Consider the following 18316-nt stretch of genomic DNA (forward strand, 5'->3'; position numbering starts at 1 on the left):
AGAAAATAAAAGTTAAGCTTTCGCTTCCTCTTTTACAGCTAATTGGCCACAAGCCGCATCAATATCTTTACCCCGGCTCCGCCTAATGTTTGTATTAATTCCCTGCGACTTTAAATAATTGGCAAAAGCATCAATTTTATCACCTTCGGCATTGGTGAAATCTGCAAAAGAAATGGGATTGTATTCAATTAAATTCACTTTACAGGGAATGTGCTTACAAAATTTAGCCAAATCCATTGCATCTACAAGCTCATCATTAAAATGGTTGAAAACAATATATTCGTAAGTAACAGGATTTTTGGTTTTAGCGAAGTAATACTTTAATGCATCCGCCAAGGCTTTTAGAGTATTTGCCTCATTAATAGGCATAATTTCATTGCGCTTCTTATCATCTGCGGCGTGCAACGAGAGTGCTAAATTGAATTTTGCGCCATCATCACCTAGCTTTTTAATCATTTTGGCAATGCCTGCAGTTGAAACGGTAATGCGTTTATAACTCATGTTTAAACCATCTGGCGCGGTAATACGTTCGATAGATTTCATCACGTTTGCGTAATTTAACAACGGCTCGCCCATGCCCATATATACAATATTGGTTAACGGGTTATTGTAATTCTGTTTGGCTTGTTTATCAATTAAAACAACTTGATCGTAAATTTCATCTGCATTTAGGTTACGTTTCCGTTCCATGTAACCTGTAGCACAAAATTTGCACGTTAAACTACAACCCACCTGCGAACTTACGCAGGCCGTCATTCTATCGTCCATAGGAATTAAAACACCTTCTACAATGTTTCCATCTGCTAAACGGAAAGTATTTTTTATGGTATGATCGTTACTGAACTGCGAATTGTTAACCTGTACAGCATTTATAATAAAATTTTCATCCAATGCTTTGCGCAAATCTTTCGAAAGATTGCTCATTTCATCAAAATGAACTGCAGATTTTTCCCAAAGCCACTGGTAAATTTGCTTCGCCCTAAAAGTAGGTTGTTGCATCGCCGTTAAATGTTGCTGCAATTGTGGCAAATCCAGTGCGCGGATATCAATTTTTTTTTCTGTTTTTTCTAACATCTTATTTATCACTGTAATGACCCATTGCAGCAATTATGAAAACGGTAACAATATTTTCATCAACCCTATAAATCATTCTATCTTTTTGGTTTATTTTTCTTGACCAGAAATTTGATAAACTGTATTTTAAAGCTTCGGGTTCTCCTGTCCCGAAATATGGGTTAGATACAAGTTCGTCAAAAATTTGATTTATTTTTTTAATAGATGCTTTGTTGCCTGATTTAAAATGTAGCTTAATTTGCTTCTCAGCATTTTTTTCTAAAACTATTGAATATTTTCCCATAATGATTTTGATGGGTCTAAAGTTTTAACATTGCCATTTTTTATCGACTCCTCTGCTTTTTCTATAGCTTCGATCATTTCGATACCGTAGAGCGCAATTGTTTTTTCACGTTCTGTCATTGATACCTTTTGCTTTTCATTAAAAGGAATCTTCAAAACCTTTGCAATTGCTTTTAATGCAACTAACTGCTCTTCAGTTTCTGGATGCATGATTAGTGGTTCCATACTTATTAATTTACCTCGTTGCAAAATGATTAATACAAAGGTAGTTAAAAAAAAGGTTTAGGGCAGAAGGATTGAACTTTAAGGTAATTATCGAAAACTAATTTTACAATTTATTAGTTTATCTACCTCGTCCTTTAGCACTTGGTTTACCTTTCGTAGGCCTGGCGTTACGACCAGTTGAATTTCCTTTTACAGTGGATTTACCGCCGTTCGCTGTTCCTGTTTTTTTGCCTGATGATTTTGAAGCTGACGGACGGTTGGGTTTGAAAACTTTTTTGGGTTTATCAGGGTTTGCTTCCGTTAGTTCTTCCCAAGAGTTGGTTTTCTTTTTAGTGTTTTTTGGTTTAGCTGTACCTTCTGAAGACGATTTTTCGACACTCTTCATAATGCCATTCAATTCTTCTTCGGTTAATTCGCGAAACTCTCCGCTGGGTATGCCTTTTAAATTAATATTCATAATCCGGATACGTTCCAACTTGGTCACTTCGTACCCAAAATGTTCGCACATGCGCCTTATTTGCCTGTTCAAACCCTGCATTATAGTAATATTAAAAACAAAGGTACTTACTTGACGTACTTTGCATTTACGAGTATTTACACCTAAAATGGGCACACCATTGCTCATTTCAAAAACAAAATCTTCCGTTAATGGCTTATTAACCGTAACCACATATTCTTTTTCGTGCTTATTTCCTGCTCTTAAAATTTTATTTACAATGTCGCCGTTATTGGTTAAAAAAATTAATCCCGATGAGTCTTTATCCAAACGCCCAATTGGGAAAATTCGTTCGCTATGGTTTACAAAATCAACTATATTTTCTTTAACCGATGCTTCTGTTGTACTGGTAATACCAACAGGTTTATTAAATGCTAAAAGAATGAAATTTGATGCTTTTTTAGGTTCGATATTATGACCATTAACCATAACGCGGTCGCCTGCATAAACCTGATCGCCAATTTTGGCTTTTTTTCCATTGATGAAAACATTGCCTTTTTCTATAAATCGGTCGGCCTCTCTACGCGAACATAAGCCGCTTTCGCTGATAAATTTATTTAAACGGGTAGCAGAGTTGTTGTTCATGGTGCAATTTTACGGAAATATAATCTTTTATTAATGATTGAGGTAAGTTAGTTTTTTACCACAGAGCACACGGAGGTTTTCACAGCGTGCACGGAGTGAATTACTAGAGGCGCAGAAGAATATGAAGATTAAAGGTCTTATCATCCCGAGGAACGAGGGGTTTATTAAAGAGATTTAGTGGCGAGGTTTTTTGCCACCTGAGGCGGCTAAGAAATATTACTTCGTAAATTCAACCAAGGTGGTTACACAGAATTACATTTTTCTCTATGAACTCTGTGTTATCTTCTTTGTGTACTCGGTGGTTAAAAAACTTCAAAAATATATAAAAACAGTTTTTTTCAGCTTAATTTGCATCATGATAACTTATTTTTCTGCCGATTGGATATTCCCAGTTTCTAGTCCACCAATAAAAAATGGTGCAGTTGCTATTAATAGCAATGGAGAAATTATAGAGGTATGTACAGAAATCGAATTCAAAAAGCTAAATATCATTATCGATAAATATAAGGGAGCAATTGTTCCTGGTTTTATAAATACACATTGCCATTTAGAACTATCGCACCTGCACGGAAAAATTGAAGAACACACTGGTTTGCCATTATTTATAAAAAGCGTTTTAGCGCATAGGCAACAAACAGAAACAGAAGTAACATCCGCTATGCAAAATGCAGATGAAGAAATGTACACAAATGGTATTGTTGCCGTTGGTGATATTTCGAATGTAGCAATCTCAAAATCTATCAAACTAAAAAGTAAACTATACTACCACACGTTTGTAGAGGTTTTAGGTTTTAATAGGCTTTCGGCACCAATTATAGAAGCTGCGATTCAAGTTAAAAAAGATTTTGCACCTTTAAAAGCTTCTATTGTGCCACATGCGCCATATTCTGTCTCTGCAGATTTATTTAATGAAATCAACCAAGTGATTGATGACGATGATATTTCATCCATACATAATCAAGAAACCAAAGGAGAAAATGATCTATTTGAAAATGGAAAGGGCACTTTCGCCGATTTTTTTGCTGAAATTGATATTGCACAAAGTGATGCTCACAATAAAGGAAGAAATTCGTTGCATTATCATTTGCCACTTCTAAATAAAAATATAAATACTTTACTGGTGCACAATACTTTCTCTGGCAAGGCCGATGTAGATTTTGCGAATGGTGTGCATGAAAAATTATTTTGGTGTTTATGTCCGAATGCGAATTTATACATCGAAAATAATTTACCGGATGTAAATTTGTTGGCAACAGAAAACCTAAAAATTACACTGGGAACGGATAGTTTGGCGAGTAACCACCAGCTGAATATTTTGGCGGAGATGCAGGTTTTACAAATTCAAAAAAATATTGATTTTGAAGAACTCCTTAAGTGGGCAACGTTAAACGGCGCTGAGTTTTTAAAAATAGAGAAGCTATATGGAAGTATCGAAAAGGGAAAAAGGCCAGGTTTAAATCTTATCCAACTTTCGAATGATTTTAAGATTAAGGATATTAAAGTGCAGAAGCTGTGCTAGTTTTTTCGTGTTATTTACGCCTGACCTAACACTTAAAAAAAAACTAGGAGTATATCATTTGTAATGATTTTTGCAGCTTAATATTTTTTGTTTAAATTTGATTTATGTCAACGTTAACTGTACATCCTGAGAATCAGGAGCAACTTTCTGCTCTAAAGGTATTTATGAAAGCCTTTAATATCGTATTCGAGGAAAACAAGCAACCATATAATGCTCAATTTATTAATAAAATGAGGCTGAGTAAAGAGCAAGCTTCTAAAGGCGAAACCGTAAAGGTTACTTTAGATGAGATATGGAAATAGAGTTTACACTAATTGCTATTGAAGATTTAAAGTATTTCAAAAAATCTGGAAACCAAGCGGTTTTAAAAAAGGTTCGTGCGTTATTAGAAAGTATTCAAGAAAATCCTTTTTCGGGCATTGGTAAGCCTGAGGCGCTTAAATATTAACAAATCGGTAATTGGTCTAGAAGAATTAATCAAGAACATCGACTGATATATGAGGTTCAAGAAAATCGAATTCTTGTCCATTCTCTGAAAGGACATTACTTGTAGCTTATTAAATATCAATGATAAACCCAATCTGCAAACTCTTTAATATTAAATTCCCCATCATACAGGCTGGCATGGTTTGGTGCAGTGGTTGGAAACTGGCCTCGGCGGTGTCTAATGCAGGTGGTTTAGGTATTATTGGTGCTGGTTCGATGTATCCCGAGGTTTTAAGAACGCACATTCAAAAGTGTAAACTCGCAACTGATAAACCCTTCGCGGTTAATGTTCCTTTGCTCTATCCAAATATTAAAGAAATTATCAATATTGTTATCGAAGAACGAGTTAAAATTGTTTTTACCTCGGCTGGAAACCCATCAACTTGGACAACAACTTTAAAAGAAAAAGGAATAACGGTGGTGCACGTAATTGCGAATACCAAGTTCGCATTAAAGGCGCAAGAAGCTGGAGTAGATGCAGTCGTTGCAGAAGGTTTTGAAGCTGGCGGACATAACGGTCGGGAAGAAACAACCACATTATGTTTAATCCCGATGATAAAAGATGCTGTAAAAATCCCGGTAATTGCTGCGGGTGGTATTGCCAGTGGGCGGGCAATGTTGGCTTGCTTTGCTTTGGGTGCAAATGCGGTTCAAATAGGTTCGGCATTTGCTGTTGCCGAAGAATCATCTGCACATCCGCTCTTTAAACAAAAAATTCTTTCATCAGCCGAAGGCGATACCAAATTGGCAATGAAAAAACTCGTGCCTGTTAGATTATTGAAAAACGAATTCGCAGAAGCCGTTACACTTGCCGAAGCGCAAGGCGCAGATCAAGAAAAATTAATACAATTACTTGGTAAAGCGAGAGCGAAGTTGGGCATGTTCGAAGGCGATATGCAAAACGGAGAACTGGAAATTGGACAGGTAGCCGCAATGCTTAAAGAGATAAAACCCGCAAAGCAGATTTTGGATGACATTTGGGAGGAGTTTTTATTCATCAAAAAGAATTTATCTGAATACGATTTTGATACTTAACTTTACAGCATTTAACATTTCAACTTTCCAACACCAGTGAAACACATTAAAATAAAAATTAAGGGTAAAGTACAGGGCGTTTTTTTTAGGGCAAGCACAAAAGCCGTAGCCGACCAAATGGGTGTAAAAGGTTTTGTAAAAAACGAAAAAGATGGTTCGGTATATGTAGAAGCAGAGGCTGACGAAATTACTTTGGATGTATTTAAAGAATGGTGTAACGAGGGGCCAGAAAAATCAAAAGTAGAAAACGTAGAAATTATAGAAGGCGAACTGAAAAACTATCGTAATTTTGATGTGGTAAAAAAAGTAGCAAGTATTTAGTATCAAGGCCAGAAAATGAGCTCAATATTTATACGAAATAAATTTTCTTGATACTTTTATCTCGATCCTAAAAAATGTCTGTTTATAAAAAATTTCTTGGTCAAACAATGGTTTATGGTATCAGTACCATATTTTCTAGGTTGTTTAACTTTATTTTAACGCCAATTTATACCAGTGTTTTCCCAACCAATATCTACGGGATTTTTACCAAAATGTTCAGCTATGTTTCCATTATAAATCCAATTTTGGCTTTTGGAATGGAGACAACTTATTTTAGATATCTAAATAAGCATTCGGATAGGAAAGAGGAAGTTTATAACAATAGTTTTTTGGTAATTGGTTTTATTGCCACATTATTTCTAATAACAGGATTAATTTTTTCTGATTTTTTAGCCCGATACACGTTAACTGAAAGCATTAGTCAGTTGCCAAATCAAATATTATATGTAAAGTACTTTGTATGGATACTTTTTTTCGATGCCATAAGCGTAATTCCTTTTGCTAAGTTACGTGCCGATGGAAAACCGCTGCGGTACAGTGTTATAAAATTTTTAAATATTGGTGTTTTTGTTAGCCTAAATTTAATATTTATCTATGCAATTCCATTTTTAATTGCGCACGGAGGTAGTGTAGGCACATGGTTTTCATCGTGGTATAAAGGCATTTGGGTGGGTTATGTTTTCATTGCAAACTTAATTGCCAGTATTTCTACGTTCATCTTCTTGCTCCCTCAGTTTTTAGAAATTAGATTTAGGTTTAACAAATCATTGTTTTATGATATGTTCGGGTACAGTTGGCCGGTACTTATCGCCAATTTATCTTTCATTATAAACGAAAATTTAGACAAGATTTTGTTAGGTAAATATCTTCCCAGTGCCATTGCCGATCACGAAACGGGAATTTACGGCGCTGTATGCAAGCTCGCTATTTTTATCAGTATTTTTAATACGGCTTTTCGACTGGGTGCAGAGCCCTTCTTTTTTAGTCACGCTAAAAACGCAAATGCCAAAAACACTTACGCATCTATTTTATACTATTTTGTTTTGGCACTTGCGCTTTTGTTTGTGGGTTTAACGGCAAACATCGAAATATTAAAACACTTTATTAACCATAAATATTGGGTGGGTTTGCCTGCAGTACCATATTTGCTTTTTGGCTATGTATGTTTAGGTATTTACATGAATCTTTCTATTTGGTATCGATTATCAGATCAAACTCGTTTTGGCTTATATATCTCATTAGTGGGCGCCGTATTTACCATCGTAATGAACATTATTTTGATTCCAATTTACAGTTATATGGGTTCTGCGGTAGTTTCTATGATGGCTTATTTTATAATTATGGTTATTTCGTACGTTTTAGGGCAGAAATATTATCCAATACCTTATAAAATTAAACGGATGTCGGCGTATTTATTAACTTCCATCCTAATTGTTTATTTATCTTTTTGGGTATTTAATCGAAATATTTACATTGGTAATGGATTATTGGTGTTGTTTTTGGCTATAATTGCCTATTTTGAAAAGACAGAAATAAAAAAAATGATCAAAAGCGCAGAATAAGTAGCAATTATGAGTTTAAAGCAATGTGTATTTCTCGGTTTTTTTCTGATCAATACTAGCGTATTTGCTCAAAAGGCTTCTAATCTGAGAAATGAGGCAGACAGCAACATGGTTAAGCAACTGTTTTTTGCAGGGTTGCGTGAAAAAATGAACGAAAATTATGTTGTTGCTTCAAATAACTTTTCAAAAATTGTTAGCCTCGATCCTAAAAATGATGTGGCCTACTTCGAATTGGCAACCACCAACGTGCGAATGGATAAGTTTAAAGAGGCAGAGATTAACGTAAAACAAGCCATTAAAATTAACGGGGATAATAAATGGTATTGGATATTGCTTTCAGAATTGCAAAAGCGCAATAACAATATGCCAGAATTAATCGTAACATTAAATCAACTTATTAAACTAGACCCAGCGCGTGATGCTTATTATTTTGATCGGGCGAACGCACAGTTTATCTCCAATAAAATAGAAGATGCCCAAAAAACCTACGATGAAATTGAAACTAAATTCGGATTATCACCGGATTTAACACAGGCTAGAGAACGCTTATCAAACGTAAAAAATGCTGATCAGGATGGTTCGATAATTACCCCAAATAATAGTAAAGCCGACAACGACTACTACGTAAAGCTAGCAACTGCGCAGTTGCTAAATAAAAATAGAGAAGAAGCAATTGATATTTTGCAGAAAGCAGTGTTTGAAGTGCCAGAACACTTCGAGGTTAATTTAGCACTTGCTAGCATTTACTTTATCCAAGGTTATGATGATCTTTCTGTTGCTACGCTGAAGCAGGCAATTGAAAATCCAAAAATCCCCTTAGATGATAAAATCGAATTAATAGTGTCTCTTTTTCCAAAAGTGAAAGATACCGAATTTGTTGGCCGCCTTACAGAAATAAGTAAGCTTTTAACGAATATAAGCCCAACTGAAGCCAAAGTTTTTGCACTTTATGGCAATATTTTATATCAACAGAACAACTTGAAAGAAGCGCTTCCACAATATTTAAGTGCTTTAAAATTAAACTCAAAAATTTATTCGGTTTGGGAAGCTGTAATCGAAATACAAACCGCACTAGGAAATTACAAAGAGGCGTTGAAAACTTGCAATGAAGCATTATCTATTTACCCCAACCAGGCAAGTTTATATTATTATAACGGTTTCGCTTTGTTTAAAACTGGAAAAACCGACCTTGCCTTAAGTAATTTAGATAGCGCACTCCAGTTGGATACAGAAAATAAACTGCATCAATCTCAAGTTTATCAGCTTAAAGGCGATATTTACATTAATCAGAAAAATTTTCATGCAGCAAAATTAGCGTTTGAAAAGGCAATCGATCTCGATGCTAATAATTATCTTGTAATGAATAATTATGCCTATTATCTCGCATTGCGAAATGATGAGTTATTAAAGGCAGAGAAATTTGCAAAAATAGCGGCAAATGCAGTAACCACTAGCGCTTCATTTGCAGATACTTATGCCTTCGTGCTTTTTAAACTTCAAAAATATGATTTGGCGCAACAATGGATAGAAAAAGCAATTCAAAACATTAGCACAAGAAATGATGTTTATTTTGAGCGTTATGGGGATATTCTGTATATGCAGGGCAATAAAGATGGCGCTTTGCAACAGTGGCAAAAAGCTAAGGAGTTAGGAAATGAATCACAAATTTTAAATAAAAAAATAAATGAGAAGAAATATATTAAGTAGCATAGCGCTATTATTGGTTGTAGTTTTGGGTTCTGCCTGTAAAACAAAAAAAGTTATTGCGGTTGCACCAACAGTTGTTGTAGAAAATAAAACAGATCGATCTAAAGCTGAAACATTAACATTGTTAAACAGTAAGCAATTTAAGTTTAAAACACTTTCTTTAAAGGCAAAGGCAAGTTTAGAGATTAATGGCGAAGCAAACGATGTAACGATGAATATTCGTATTAAAGATAAACAAACAATTTGGGTAAGTGTAACCGCAGTTGGTGGTATTGTAGAGGTTGCCCGTGCTTTAATAACGCCTGATAGCATTAAGATTATTGATAAAATAAACAATAAATACATTAAAAAACCTTTTAACTATATATACAGCTTTACCAACAAACAAATTAATTTTAATACGCTTCAGAATGTGTTAACAGGCAATGCGATTGACGAGTTTTTGACCGAAAAATCGATGGTTAAACAAGAAAATGGCGTTTGGACAATTGCAGGCAGCGATGAAGATTTAGATTATAAACTTGTTTTTAATACATTTTTAAAAATTGCTGAAACAGATTTAAACGACTCGAAAAATAGCCAAGCTTTAAAAGTAAATTACAGTGATTACAAAATGATAGATAGTTCAATGTTTCCAGAAAATATGGTCATTAATACACTATCTGGAAAAAAGAAAATTGGTATTAATTTAATGTTTATAAAGATTGATAATAATGTTCCTGTTGATTTCCCGTTTACAGTTCCGAAGAGGTTAGAAGTAGTTAATTAAAATTTTCTAGCACTTTTTTAAGAATTAAATCGCATTACTTTTTTTAATACTTTGCTTTTATAGTGATGAAGATTTTATGAAGTTGCTGTATTTAAAGAGTTTCCAAAGCTCAGATCTTAATTTTTGACCCTTTTTACTGTAAAAATTTATACTTTTGCCATAATGAAGCTGTACAAACTCTTAATTACCCTACTTTTTACTTTTTTGGCAATAGCTGTATTTGCACAGAGCAGCAATGAGTTGAAGCGAAAAAAAGAAGCTTATGAACGCGAAATTGAACAATTACAAAAAGTTTTAAAGAAAACTGCATCGGGTAAAAAACTAACCGTACAGCAGTATAATGCCATTAATACGCAAATTCGATTGCGCCAAAGTAAGATCGGCGTAATCAATTCTGAAATAAAAAATTTAGATAATCAAATCTCTGCCAACACAAATACCGTACATACGTTGCAAGGTCAGTTAGGAGACTTGAAAAAAGAGTACGCAGGGATGGTTCGCTTTGCACAGCGAAACAGAAATGCTTACGATAAAATGATGTTTATTTTTGCGGCGAAAGATTTTAATCAAGCTTACAAACGCATAAAGTATTTGCAACAATTTAGCCAATACCGTAAAAAACAGGCTGGATATATAGAGAGTACAAAAAAAGATTTAAACGGTAAAATTTTGGTTTTGGATAGAACCTTAAAAGAGAAGAGTAACTTATTAAAAGATCAAGAACGCGAAAAGGATAAGTTGGGCAAAGATAAAAGCGTACAGGCTAATTTGATCGGGAAATTTAATAAGCAAGAGAAACAGCTTAAACAAGATATTGCAACGCGTAAAAAACAACAGGCGCAAATAGACAGAGCAATTACGGCTGCAATTAATAGAGAAATTGCAGCGCGTAGAAGAGCTGAGGAAGAAGCAAGAGCAGCTGCTGCTAAAGCCGCCGCAATTGCTGCAGCTAAAGCAAGAGCAGAAAATAAACCTGTGGCGGCAACACCAGCCGAGGCAAAACCTGCTAAAACTTCTAACAGCGATGTTTTAACGAATACGCCTGCTGATGCGAAACTGTCATCAGGTTTTGAAAATAACAGGGGAAGATTGCCGTGGCCAGTGGCTACTGGTAGTATAACCGAAAGGTTTGGTGTGCATAAAGTAGATCAGGCGAGTATAAATAACGAAGGCGTAAATATTACCACTGCGGAGGGATCGAGTGTTAGAGCAGTGTTTGATGGAGAAGTATTTATGGTGCAAACCATTTATGGTAAATATTTTGTAGTTATTAAACATGGTGATTACTTTACAGTTTATCAGAATTTGCGTTCTGTTAGCGTAAGTAAAGGCGAAAGAGTAAATACAAAACAAACTATTGGTGTAGTGGCCAATACCGGTGATGTTGCGGAGTTGCATTTTGAAATAATTCGGGGGCAGAGTAAGCAAAACCCCGAAGCTTGGATTAGTAAATAAACCTTAGGCAAAATTTATTGTCTATATTTGTATTAATAATAATTGTTATGTATCAGGGAACTTTGTTAGAGTTTTTAAATATGGGTGGAGGAGAAATCATCCTCATATTAGTAGTTGTTCTTTTAATGTTTGGAGGTAAAAAATTGCCCGAACTTGCTAGAGGGCTAGGTAAAGGAATTAGAGAGTTTAAAGACGCATCAGAAGGTGTAAAGCGAGAAATACATCGAAATATTAATGGAATGGATAATGAGGAAGTAGTGGTAAATAACAATCAGGCACACCACCCTACTGAACCAAGTACATTTCAGCACAATGAAACAGCAGTTGTAGAACCAACTGCAGTGGTAGTTGAAAAAACTGTTGAGGTAAAATTACCTACAAGCACGCCGATTGACGAAATAGTTGCAAACCAAAACGATAAAGTATAAACCAAAATATTATGTTAAACACAACAATAGCAGCAATGCTTGGCACACCAGAAATTTTACTTATTTTAGCCGGTGTATTATTATTATTCGGGGGTAAAAAAATTCCAGAATTAATGCGTGGATTAGGTAAAGGTGTAAAAGAATTTAAAGAAGGTAAAGATGGCCCAGAGGGTGATGCTGCCGACATTAAAAGCGATAACAAACCTTTATAAATTTTTAATAGGTAGTTTTGAAGAAATACAGTTCTCTTAAAGAGATACATACGCTCATTTTACAGCATAAGTTAACTTTACCCAGTTTACTAACTTATTATTTAGAGCAGATTAAGAAAAACGAACACCTCAATGCATTTAATGAGGTGTTTTTTTATTCGGCGGCTGCGCAGGCAGAAAAGGTACAGCAAAAAATTGATGCTGGCACAGCTGGCAAACTTGCGGGTATGGTTATCGGTATAAAAGATAATATCTGTTACCTAGATCATGAAGTCACTGCTTCCTCTAAAATGTTAGAAGGATTTGTGTCGCCTTATTCCTCAACTGTTGTAAAACGATTGTTAGAAGAAGATGCCGTAATAATTGGTCGTTTAAACTGCGATGAATTTGCAATGGGCGGATCAAACGAAACTTCCTATTTTGGACATGTAAAAAATGCTGCCGATCATTCTCTTGTTGCGGGTGGCTCATCTGGAGGTTCTGCAGTGGCAGTTCAGGCAGATATGTGCTTGTCTTCGTTAGGTACTGATACCGGCGGTTCTGTTCGTCAGCCTGCAGCATTTTGTGGTCAAATTGGTTTAAAACCTACTTACGGTCGCATTTCTAGGTACGGGATTATTGCCTATGCTTCTTCCTTCGATCAAGTTGGAACCATTACATCATCAGTAACAGATACTGCATTACTTTTAGAAGTTTTGGCAGGAGCAGATGAAAACGACAGTACAGTTTCTCCTTTGGCGGTACCAGAATATTCAAAACACTTACATCAACATAAAAAACAAAAAATAGCGGTTTTAAAAGAAACCATCGATAGCGATGCGCTCGATCCTAAAGTTAAAGCAGCGATTTTAACATCGATTAAAGATTTAGAAGACAAAGGCCATACCATAGAATATGTATCTTTCGATATGTTAGATTACTTGGTGCCAGCATATTATATTTTAACAGCGGCAGAAGCTTCATCAAATCTATCACGTTACGATGGTGTACACTATGGCCATCGTAATACCGACGCAACTTCGTTAACCGAGCTTTATAAAAAATCGCGAGCCGAAGGTTTTGGAGAGGAAGTAAAGCGAAGAATCCTTTTAGGAACTTTTGTTTTAAGTGCGGGTTACTACGATGCGTATTATCAAAAAGCGCAAAAGGTTAGGCGACTAATCCGCGAGCGAATGGATGTGCTCTTTGAAGATTTTGATTTAGTTTTATCGCCCGTTGCGCCCACAACTGCTTTTAAAATTGGCGATAACATGCAAAATCCTTTGGTAATGTACATGGCTGATATTTTTACGGTATTACCTTCGCTAAGCGGAAACCCTGCAATTGCCTTACCTTTAGGCAATAATGAAGATGGTTTGCCGTTAAGTATTCAATTTATTGCCAAACATTTTGATGAAGATAAATTACTTGCTTTTTCCGAAGAGTTTTTAGCAGTTGGTTAGAAATAGGAGATTGATTTAATAGTTTTTTATTGGTTGATTGTCTTACTCAGCTTGTCGAAGTGTATTTCATTAATAATTTTGAAATTAACATCCTTCAATTAGGTAGAATACAAGCCCTAAGTTTTTAGAAATAAAAACTGAACATTAAAGAAAGCGCATGATTAAAAAATTACTTCTTATATTCATTTGTATTTCAACAACATGTTGCTTTCCATCATTCGCACAGCAAAACAAAAAAATAGATTCATTAATTAATAACCTAAATAATGTTTTTATAAATAAAGATACGGTAACGGTTCCTGCATTGGTAGAAAATCCGCTGATGCTGAGCCAAAATTACCTGTATAAACTTCGGCTAGATTCTATTTCCAAAACCATTCCTTTGCCTTATAACGAATACGTACAGCATTATATTGATATTTATGCGAAGCGGAAAGATATGATTGGCCAAATGTTGGGGCTATCGAATTATTACTTTCCCATATTTGAAAAAGCACTTAAAGAATACAACATTCCTCAAGAAATAAAGTATCTGCCAATTATCGAGTCATCTATGAATCCCCATGCGGTTTCGAGGGTTGGGGCAACAGGCTTGTGGCAGTTTATGTTCGGAACTGGAAAAGCGTATGGTTTACAAATGGATAATTTTGTTGATGAACGGAAAGATCCAATTCAAGCCAGTTATGCAGCTGCGGCTTACTTCCGCGATGCGTATGCAAAATTGGGCGATTGGTTACTTGCAATTGCCGCTTATAATTGCGGTATGGGTAATGTAACCCGTGCGGTGGATAAAGCTGGATCGAGAGATTTTTGGGTAGTTAGACAATATTTGCCTTTAGAAACCAGAAATTATGTTCCTGCGCTAATTGCAGCAATTTACATTATGAATTATTCGGGAAAGCATCAAATTTCTGCACAAGCGTGTAATTTGTATTTAAAAACCGATACTGTTCAGGTTAATCGTTTTGTTTCTTTGCCGTTACTTGCCAAAGCACTTAATATAGATGAAGTTTCCCTTTGTGCTTTAAATCCATCGTACAAAAAGAAAATTGTAAATGGTTCTGCAGATTTGCCGAAAAGAATCGTAATGCCAAAACTAAAAAATATGGATTTTGCAAGCATTTACGAAGTGTTGAACCATACCGATTTAGATGTGGATATGCAAATTGTGGCCGCAGGAACGGATGATGTACGTGATTTAAGGAAGAAGAAAGGGTTAGTAGCCGCAGCTTCAAATAAAACGCTTTATCACAAAGTTAAAGCTGGTCAAAATTTAACGCAAGTTGCAAATTTATATCATGTAGAAGTACAAGATTTAAAAGTTTGGAATAATTTAAAAAACTTTAATATTGTACCCGGGCAAAAATTAAAAGTTTATATTAAAACAAAAATGGCATCAAAGCCTTCGGCTGATTATTTAACTTATCTTGTTAAAGCTGGCGATACCATTTCTAATATTGCTGATAAATTTGAAGGTGTTACTGTACAAACTATAAAACGGGATAATAATTTAGAAAACTCCAACTTACAACCTGGTATGGTATTGAAAATTAGTAAGGGATAAGTTTTGGTTATTGATTTTTTTGAGCTGTAATTTAGCATTGAGTTGCTTAAATGCTTACCCATCCAATTGTAAAATATTTTCTCAGAATCCTTTTCGGAAAATCCTTTTCGGCTTACCTGCCTTTTTGCCGATTTTAATTAATCTGCAAACTCCTCCAAATGCCTAAGGTGAAAAAAACGTTCACCCTCCTAAAAAAGAATTGTACATTTGTGGCCTCACTAATATCCAAATCATGAGTAAAACAAACAATAAACAGGATGCTTTAGATTATCATGCACTAGGCCGTCCCGGTAAGATACAAGTTATACCAACCAAACCAACTACTTCTCAACGCGATTTAACTTTAGCATATTCTCCAGGCGTTGCAGAACCTTGTTTAAAAATTGCTGCAAACGTAGAAGATGTATATAAATATACGGCAAAAGGTAATTTAGTTGCAGTAATTAGTAATGGTACCGCAGTTTTAGGATTAGGAGATATTGGGCCAGAAGCTGGTAAGCCAGTTATGGAAGGTAAAGGTTTGTTGTTTAAAATATTTGCTGATATTGATGTTTTCGATTTAGAATTAGATACGAAAAATGTTGATGATTTTGTGAAAATTGTAAAGGCATTAGAGCCAACTTTTGGTGGTGTAAATTTAGAAGATATTAAAGCCCCAGAATGTTTCGAAATTGAACGTCGTTTGAAAGAGGAAATGAATATTCCTGTTATGCACGACGACCAGCATGGAACGGCAATTATTTCGGCTGCTGCCTTGTTAAATGCCTGCGAAATAATAAAGAAGAAGTTAGATAAGATTAAAATTGTAGTTAACGGCGCTGGTGCTGCTGCAATTTCCTGCACAAGATTATACGTTTCTTTAGGTGCTAAAAAAGAAAATATCGTAATGTGCGATCGTACTGGCGTGATTCGGAAAGATCGCGCTGTCCTCGATGATATTAAAGCAGAATTTGCAACAGATCGTAAAATTAATACGCTGGAAGAAGCAATGAAAGATGCTGATGTTTTCATCGGTCTTTCATCTGCAGATTGTGTTACTGCACCAATGTTGAGTACAATGGCTAAAAATCCAATTGTATTTGCAATGGCAAATCCCAATCCAGAAATTGCGTACGAACTGGCTATAAAAACCCGTAAGGATATTATTATGGCTACTGGCCGTTCTGATTATCCTAACCAAGTTAATAACGTTTTAGGTTTTCCATATATTTTCCGCGGTGCATTGGATGTTCGCGCAACCACAATAAACGAAGAAATGAAAATCGCTGCGGTGAAAGCCATTGCAGATTTAGCGAAAAAATCAGTGCCAGAGGCAGTAAACTTAGCTTACAACTCGCGTAATCTTAAGTTTGGTAAAGAATATATTATTCCAAAGCCGGTCGATTTTAGATTAATTACCGAAGTTTCTATGGCTGTGGCAAAAGCAGCAATAGACAGTGGCGTGGCACGCAAAAAAATTACCGATTGGGATGCTTACGCAGAAGAATTGAGAAAACGTTTGGGTTTGGATGATGCCATCATGAACGTAATTACTACAAAAGCAAAATCAGATCCTAAACGTGTTGTTTTTGCAGAGGCTGATAATTACAAAATTTTAAAAGCAGCGCAAATTGTTAACGACGAAGGTATCGCTATTCCGATCCTTTTAGGAAATAAAGAAAAAATTCAGAGTATTATAAATGAACATGCTTTAGAGTTAGATGGTGTTCAAATCATCGATCAAATGCAGGAAACTGAGAAAACAAAGCATTATGCCGATGCATTATTTAAAAAGCGACAGCGTAAAGGCGTTTCTGCAAATGATGCAACTAAATTATTGAGAGATCGTAATTATTTTGGTGCTTCGATGGTAGAATTTGGCGAAGCCGATGCGATGATTTCTGGTTTAACTAAGAATTATGCTTCAACAATTAAGCCTGCTTTACATGTTATTGGTGTAGAACCTGGTGTAAAACGTGTTGCAGGAATGTATATGATGATGACTAAGAAAGGTCCAGTATTTTTTGGCGATACTACAGTAAATGTAGATCCAACGGCAGAAGAATTGGTTGATATTACGGTATTGGTTGATAAATCTGTTAAGCAGTTTAACATTAAACCTCGTATTGCATTGTTATCATATTCAAATTTTGGTTCGAATGATGGTGTTACACCCGAAAAAGTACGAGAAACTGCCAGATTATTGCACAAAAACCATCCCGAAATACTTGTTGATGGAGAAATGCAAGCAAACTTTGCCATTAATAACGAGTTATTGAAAGAGAATTTTCCGTTTAGTGCACTTGCAAGTGCACCTGCAAATACGCTTATTTTTCCTAACTTGGAGGCAGGAAACATCGCCTACAAACTTTTGCAAGAGTTGGGTGGCGCAGAAGCAGTTGGTCCAATTTTATTGGGCTTAAACAAACCGGTTCATATTGTACAGTTGGGCAGTTCGGTTAGGGAGATTGTAAATATGGTTACAATTGCCGTTGTGGATGTACAAGCAAAAGAAGAAATTGCAACATCAAAACGAAAAGGTATATTTGCAAAACCAACAAACAAACAAACAAAATAAATGTACGCTTATATCGATGGTAAATTAGTTCATAAAAACCCAACTTATGTTGTGGTTGAAGCCGGAGGTATTGGTTATCACATTAATATTTCATTAAATACTTATAGTTTATTGGCAGATGCCGAAAGATGTAAATTATACACTTGGCTATACGTTAAAGAAGATGCACATACATTATACGGCTTCGCCGAAGAAGGCGAACGCCGTTTATTTTTACATTTAATATCAGTTTCGGGTATTGGCCCAAACACAGGGAGGATGATTTTATCCTCAATTACGCCTGATGAAATTCAATCGGCCATTGTACATGCCGATTTACCATTAATACAACGGGTTAAAGGATTGGGTGCTAAAACCGCACAACGTTTAGTGCTCGAATTACAAGATAAGTTAAAAAAGGAAGGTTCAGATTCTTTAATTTCTGTGCCTAAACACAATACAGTTAAAGACGAAGCGTTATCAGCATTGGTAATGCTCGGATTTACCAAACAAACTACCGAAAAAACAATCGATCAAATTCTGAAAGTAACAGAAGGAACACTTTCGGTTGAACAACTAATTAAACAAGCTTTAAAAAAATTATAGAATTACACGGCC

General features: G+C 35.4%; 18 protein-coding genes and 1 pseudogene. 15 read left to right on the top strand and 4 right to left on the bottom strand.

Features of this window, described 5'->3' with window-relative positions; all coding sequences use genetic code 11:
* Positions 1-12: 12 nt before the first annotated feature.
* The 4 genes from rlmN to rluF all read right to left on the bottom strand — a co-directional run bounded on the left by rlmN (position 13) and on the right by rluF (position 2662).
* Positions 13-1074, bottom strand: a complete 1062-nt coding sequence (gene rlmN, locus EZJ43_RS01165; RefSeq protein ID WP_133260822.1) for a 23S rRNA (adenine(2503)-C(2))-methyltransferase RlmN — start codon at positions 1072-1074, stop codon at positions 13-15.
* Between the two features lies 1 nt (position 1075).
* Complete coding sequence (locus EZJ43_RS01170) at positions 1076-1357, bottom strand: Txe/YoeB family addiction module toxin (RefSeq protein ID WP_133260823.1); 282 nt, start codon at positions 1355-1357, stop codon at positions 1076-1078.
* Entirely contained in the window at positions 1339-1581 is a 243-nt protein-coding gene (locus EZJ43_RS01175) for a DUF2683 family protein (protein ID WP_133260824.1), read from the bottom strand. The genes EZJ43_RS01170 and EZJ43_RS01175 overlap by 19 nt, the downstream gene beginning before the upstream one ends.
* A gap of 118 nt (positions 1582-1699) precedes the next feature.
* A complete protein-coding gene (gene rluF, locus EZJ43_RS01180; RefSeq protein ID WP_133260825.1) occupies positions 1700-2662 on the bottom strand; it encodes a 23S rRNA pseudouridine(2604) synthase RluF in 963 nt (320 codons plus the stop codon).
* A 355-nt stretch (positions 2663-3017) separates the two neighbouring features.
* Here rluF and EZJ43_RS01185 point away from each other — a divergent pair, with 355 nt between their 5' ends.
* From EZJ43_RS01185 to ruvA, 15 genes and pseudogenes are all read left to right on the top strand, one after another.
* Complete coding sequence (locus tag EZJ43_RS01185; RefSeq protein ID WP_133260826.1) at positions 3018-4181, top strand: amidohydrolase family protein; 1164 nt, start codon at positions 3018-3020, stop codon at positions 4179-4181.
* A gap of 104 nt (positions 4182-4285) precedes the next feature.
* Positions 4286-4483, top strand: coding sequence for a DUF2683 family protein (locus EZJ43_RS01190; RefSeq protein WP_133260827.1), 198 nt, complete (start codon positions 4286-4288; stop codon positions 4481-4483).
* Positions 4474-4734 (top strand): annotated as a pseudogene (locus EZJ43_RS01195) (Txe/YoeB family addiction module toxin). The gene EZJ43_RS01190 and the pseudogene EZJ43_RS01195 overlap by 10 nt, the downstream one beginning before the upstream one ends.
* Positions 4735-4748: 14 nt before the next feature.
* On the top strand, positions 4749-5702 hold the full coding sequence (locus tag EZJ43_RS01200; protein ID WP_133260828.1) for an NAD(P)H-dependent flavin oxidoreductase: 954 nt from the start codon (positions 4749-4751) through the stop codon (positions 5700-5702).
* A 36-nt stretch (positions 5703-5738) separates the two neighbouring features.
* Entirely contained in the window at positions 5739-6023 is a 285-nt protein-coding gene (locus tag EZJ43_RS01205) for an acylphosphatase (protein ID WP_133260829.1), read from the top strand.
* 74 nt (positions 6024-6097) lie between these two features.
* The gene (locus tag EZJ43_RS01210) at positions 6098-7585 is read left to right on the top strand and encodes a lipopolysaccharide biosynthesis protein (RefSeq protein ID WP_133260830.1); all 1488 of its coding nucleotides are present in this window, start codon (positions 6098-6100) and stop codon (positions 7583-7585) included.
* A gap of 9 nt (positions 7586-7594) precedes the next feature.
* Positions 7595-9292, top strand: a complete 1698-nt coding sequence (locus tag EZJ43_RS01215; RefSeq protein ID WP_133260831.1) for a tetratricopeptide repeat protein — start codon at positions 7595-7597, stop codon at positions 9290-9292.
* Entirely contained in the window at positions 9270-10061 is a 792-nt protein-coding gene (locus EZJ43_RS01220) for a DUF4292 domain-containing protein (protein ID WP_133260832.1), read from the top strand. Before EZJ43_RS01215 ends, EZJ43_RS01220 begins: the two co-directional genes overlap by 23 nt.
* Before the next feature lie 162 nt (positions 10062-10223).
* A complete protein-coding gene (locus EZJ43_RS01225) occupies positions 10224-11516 on the top strand; it encodes a murein hydrolase activator EnvC family protein (protein ID WP_133260833.1) in 1293 nt (430 codons plus the stop codon).
* A 47-nt stretch (positions 11517-11563) separates the two neighbouring features.
* Positions 11564-11944 carry a Sec-independent protein translocase subunit TatA/TatB gene (locus tag EZJ43_RS17570; RefSeq protein ID WP_133260834.1) on the top strand — a complete coding sequence of 127 codons (381 nt, stop codon included), beginning with the start codon at positions 11564-11566 and terminating at the stop codon, positions 11942-11944.
* Between the two features lie 11 nt (positions 11945-11955).
* Positions 11956-12156: a Sec-independent protein translocase subunit TatA/TatB gene (locus EZJ43_RS01235; RefSeq protein WP_207924545.1), complete on the top strand. Its 201-nt coding sequence runs from the start codon at positions 11956-11958 to the stop codon at positions 12154-12156.
* A gap of 17 nt (positions 12157-12173) precedes the next feature.
* Positions 12174-13598: an Asp-tRNA(Asn)/Glu-tRNA(Gln) amidotransferase subunit GatA gene (gene gatA, locus EZJ43_RS01240; RefSeq protein WP_133260835.1), complete on the top strand. Its 1425-nt coding sequence runs from the start codon at positions 12174-12176 to the stop codon at positions 13596-13598.
* A 157-nt stretch (positions 13599-13755) separates the two neighbouring features.
* Positions 13756-15162 (top strand): lytic transglycosylase domain-containing protein, encoded by a 1407-nt coding sequence (locus EZJ43_RS01245; RefSeq protein WP_133260836.1) that lies wholly within the window; start codon positions 13756-13758, stop codon positions 15160-15162.
* A 232-nt stretch (positions 15163-15394) separates the two neighbouring features.
* The gene (locus EZJ43_RS01250; protein ID WP_133260837.1) at positions 15395-17719 is read left to right on the top strand and encodes an NADP-dependent malic enzyme; all 2325 of its coding nucleotides are present in this window, start codon (positions 15395-15397) and stop codon (positions 17717-17719) included.
* Positions 17720-18304, top strand: coding sequence for a Holliday junction branch migration protein RuvA (gene ruvA / locus EZJ43_RS01255; protein ID WP_133260838.1), 585 nt, complete (start codon positions 17720-17722; stop codon positions 18302-18304).
* The last annotated feature ends 12 nt before the right edge of the window (positions 18305-18316 follow it).

The organism is Pedobacter changchengzhani (genome assembly GCF_004354365.1).
In the GTDB taxonomy this organism is placed as follows: Bacteria; Bacteroidota; Bacteroidia; order Sphingobacteriales; family Sphingobacteriaceae; genus Pedobacter; species Pedobacter changchengzhani.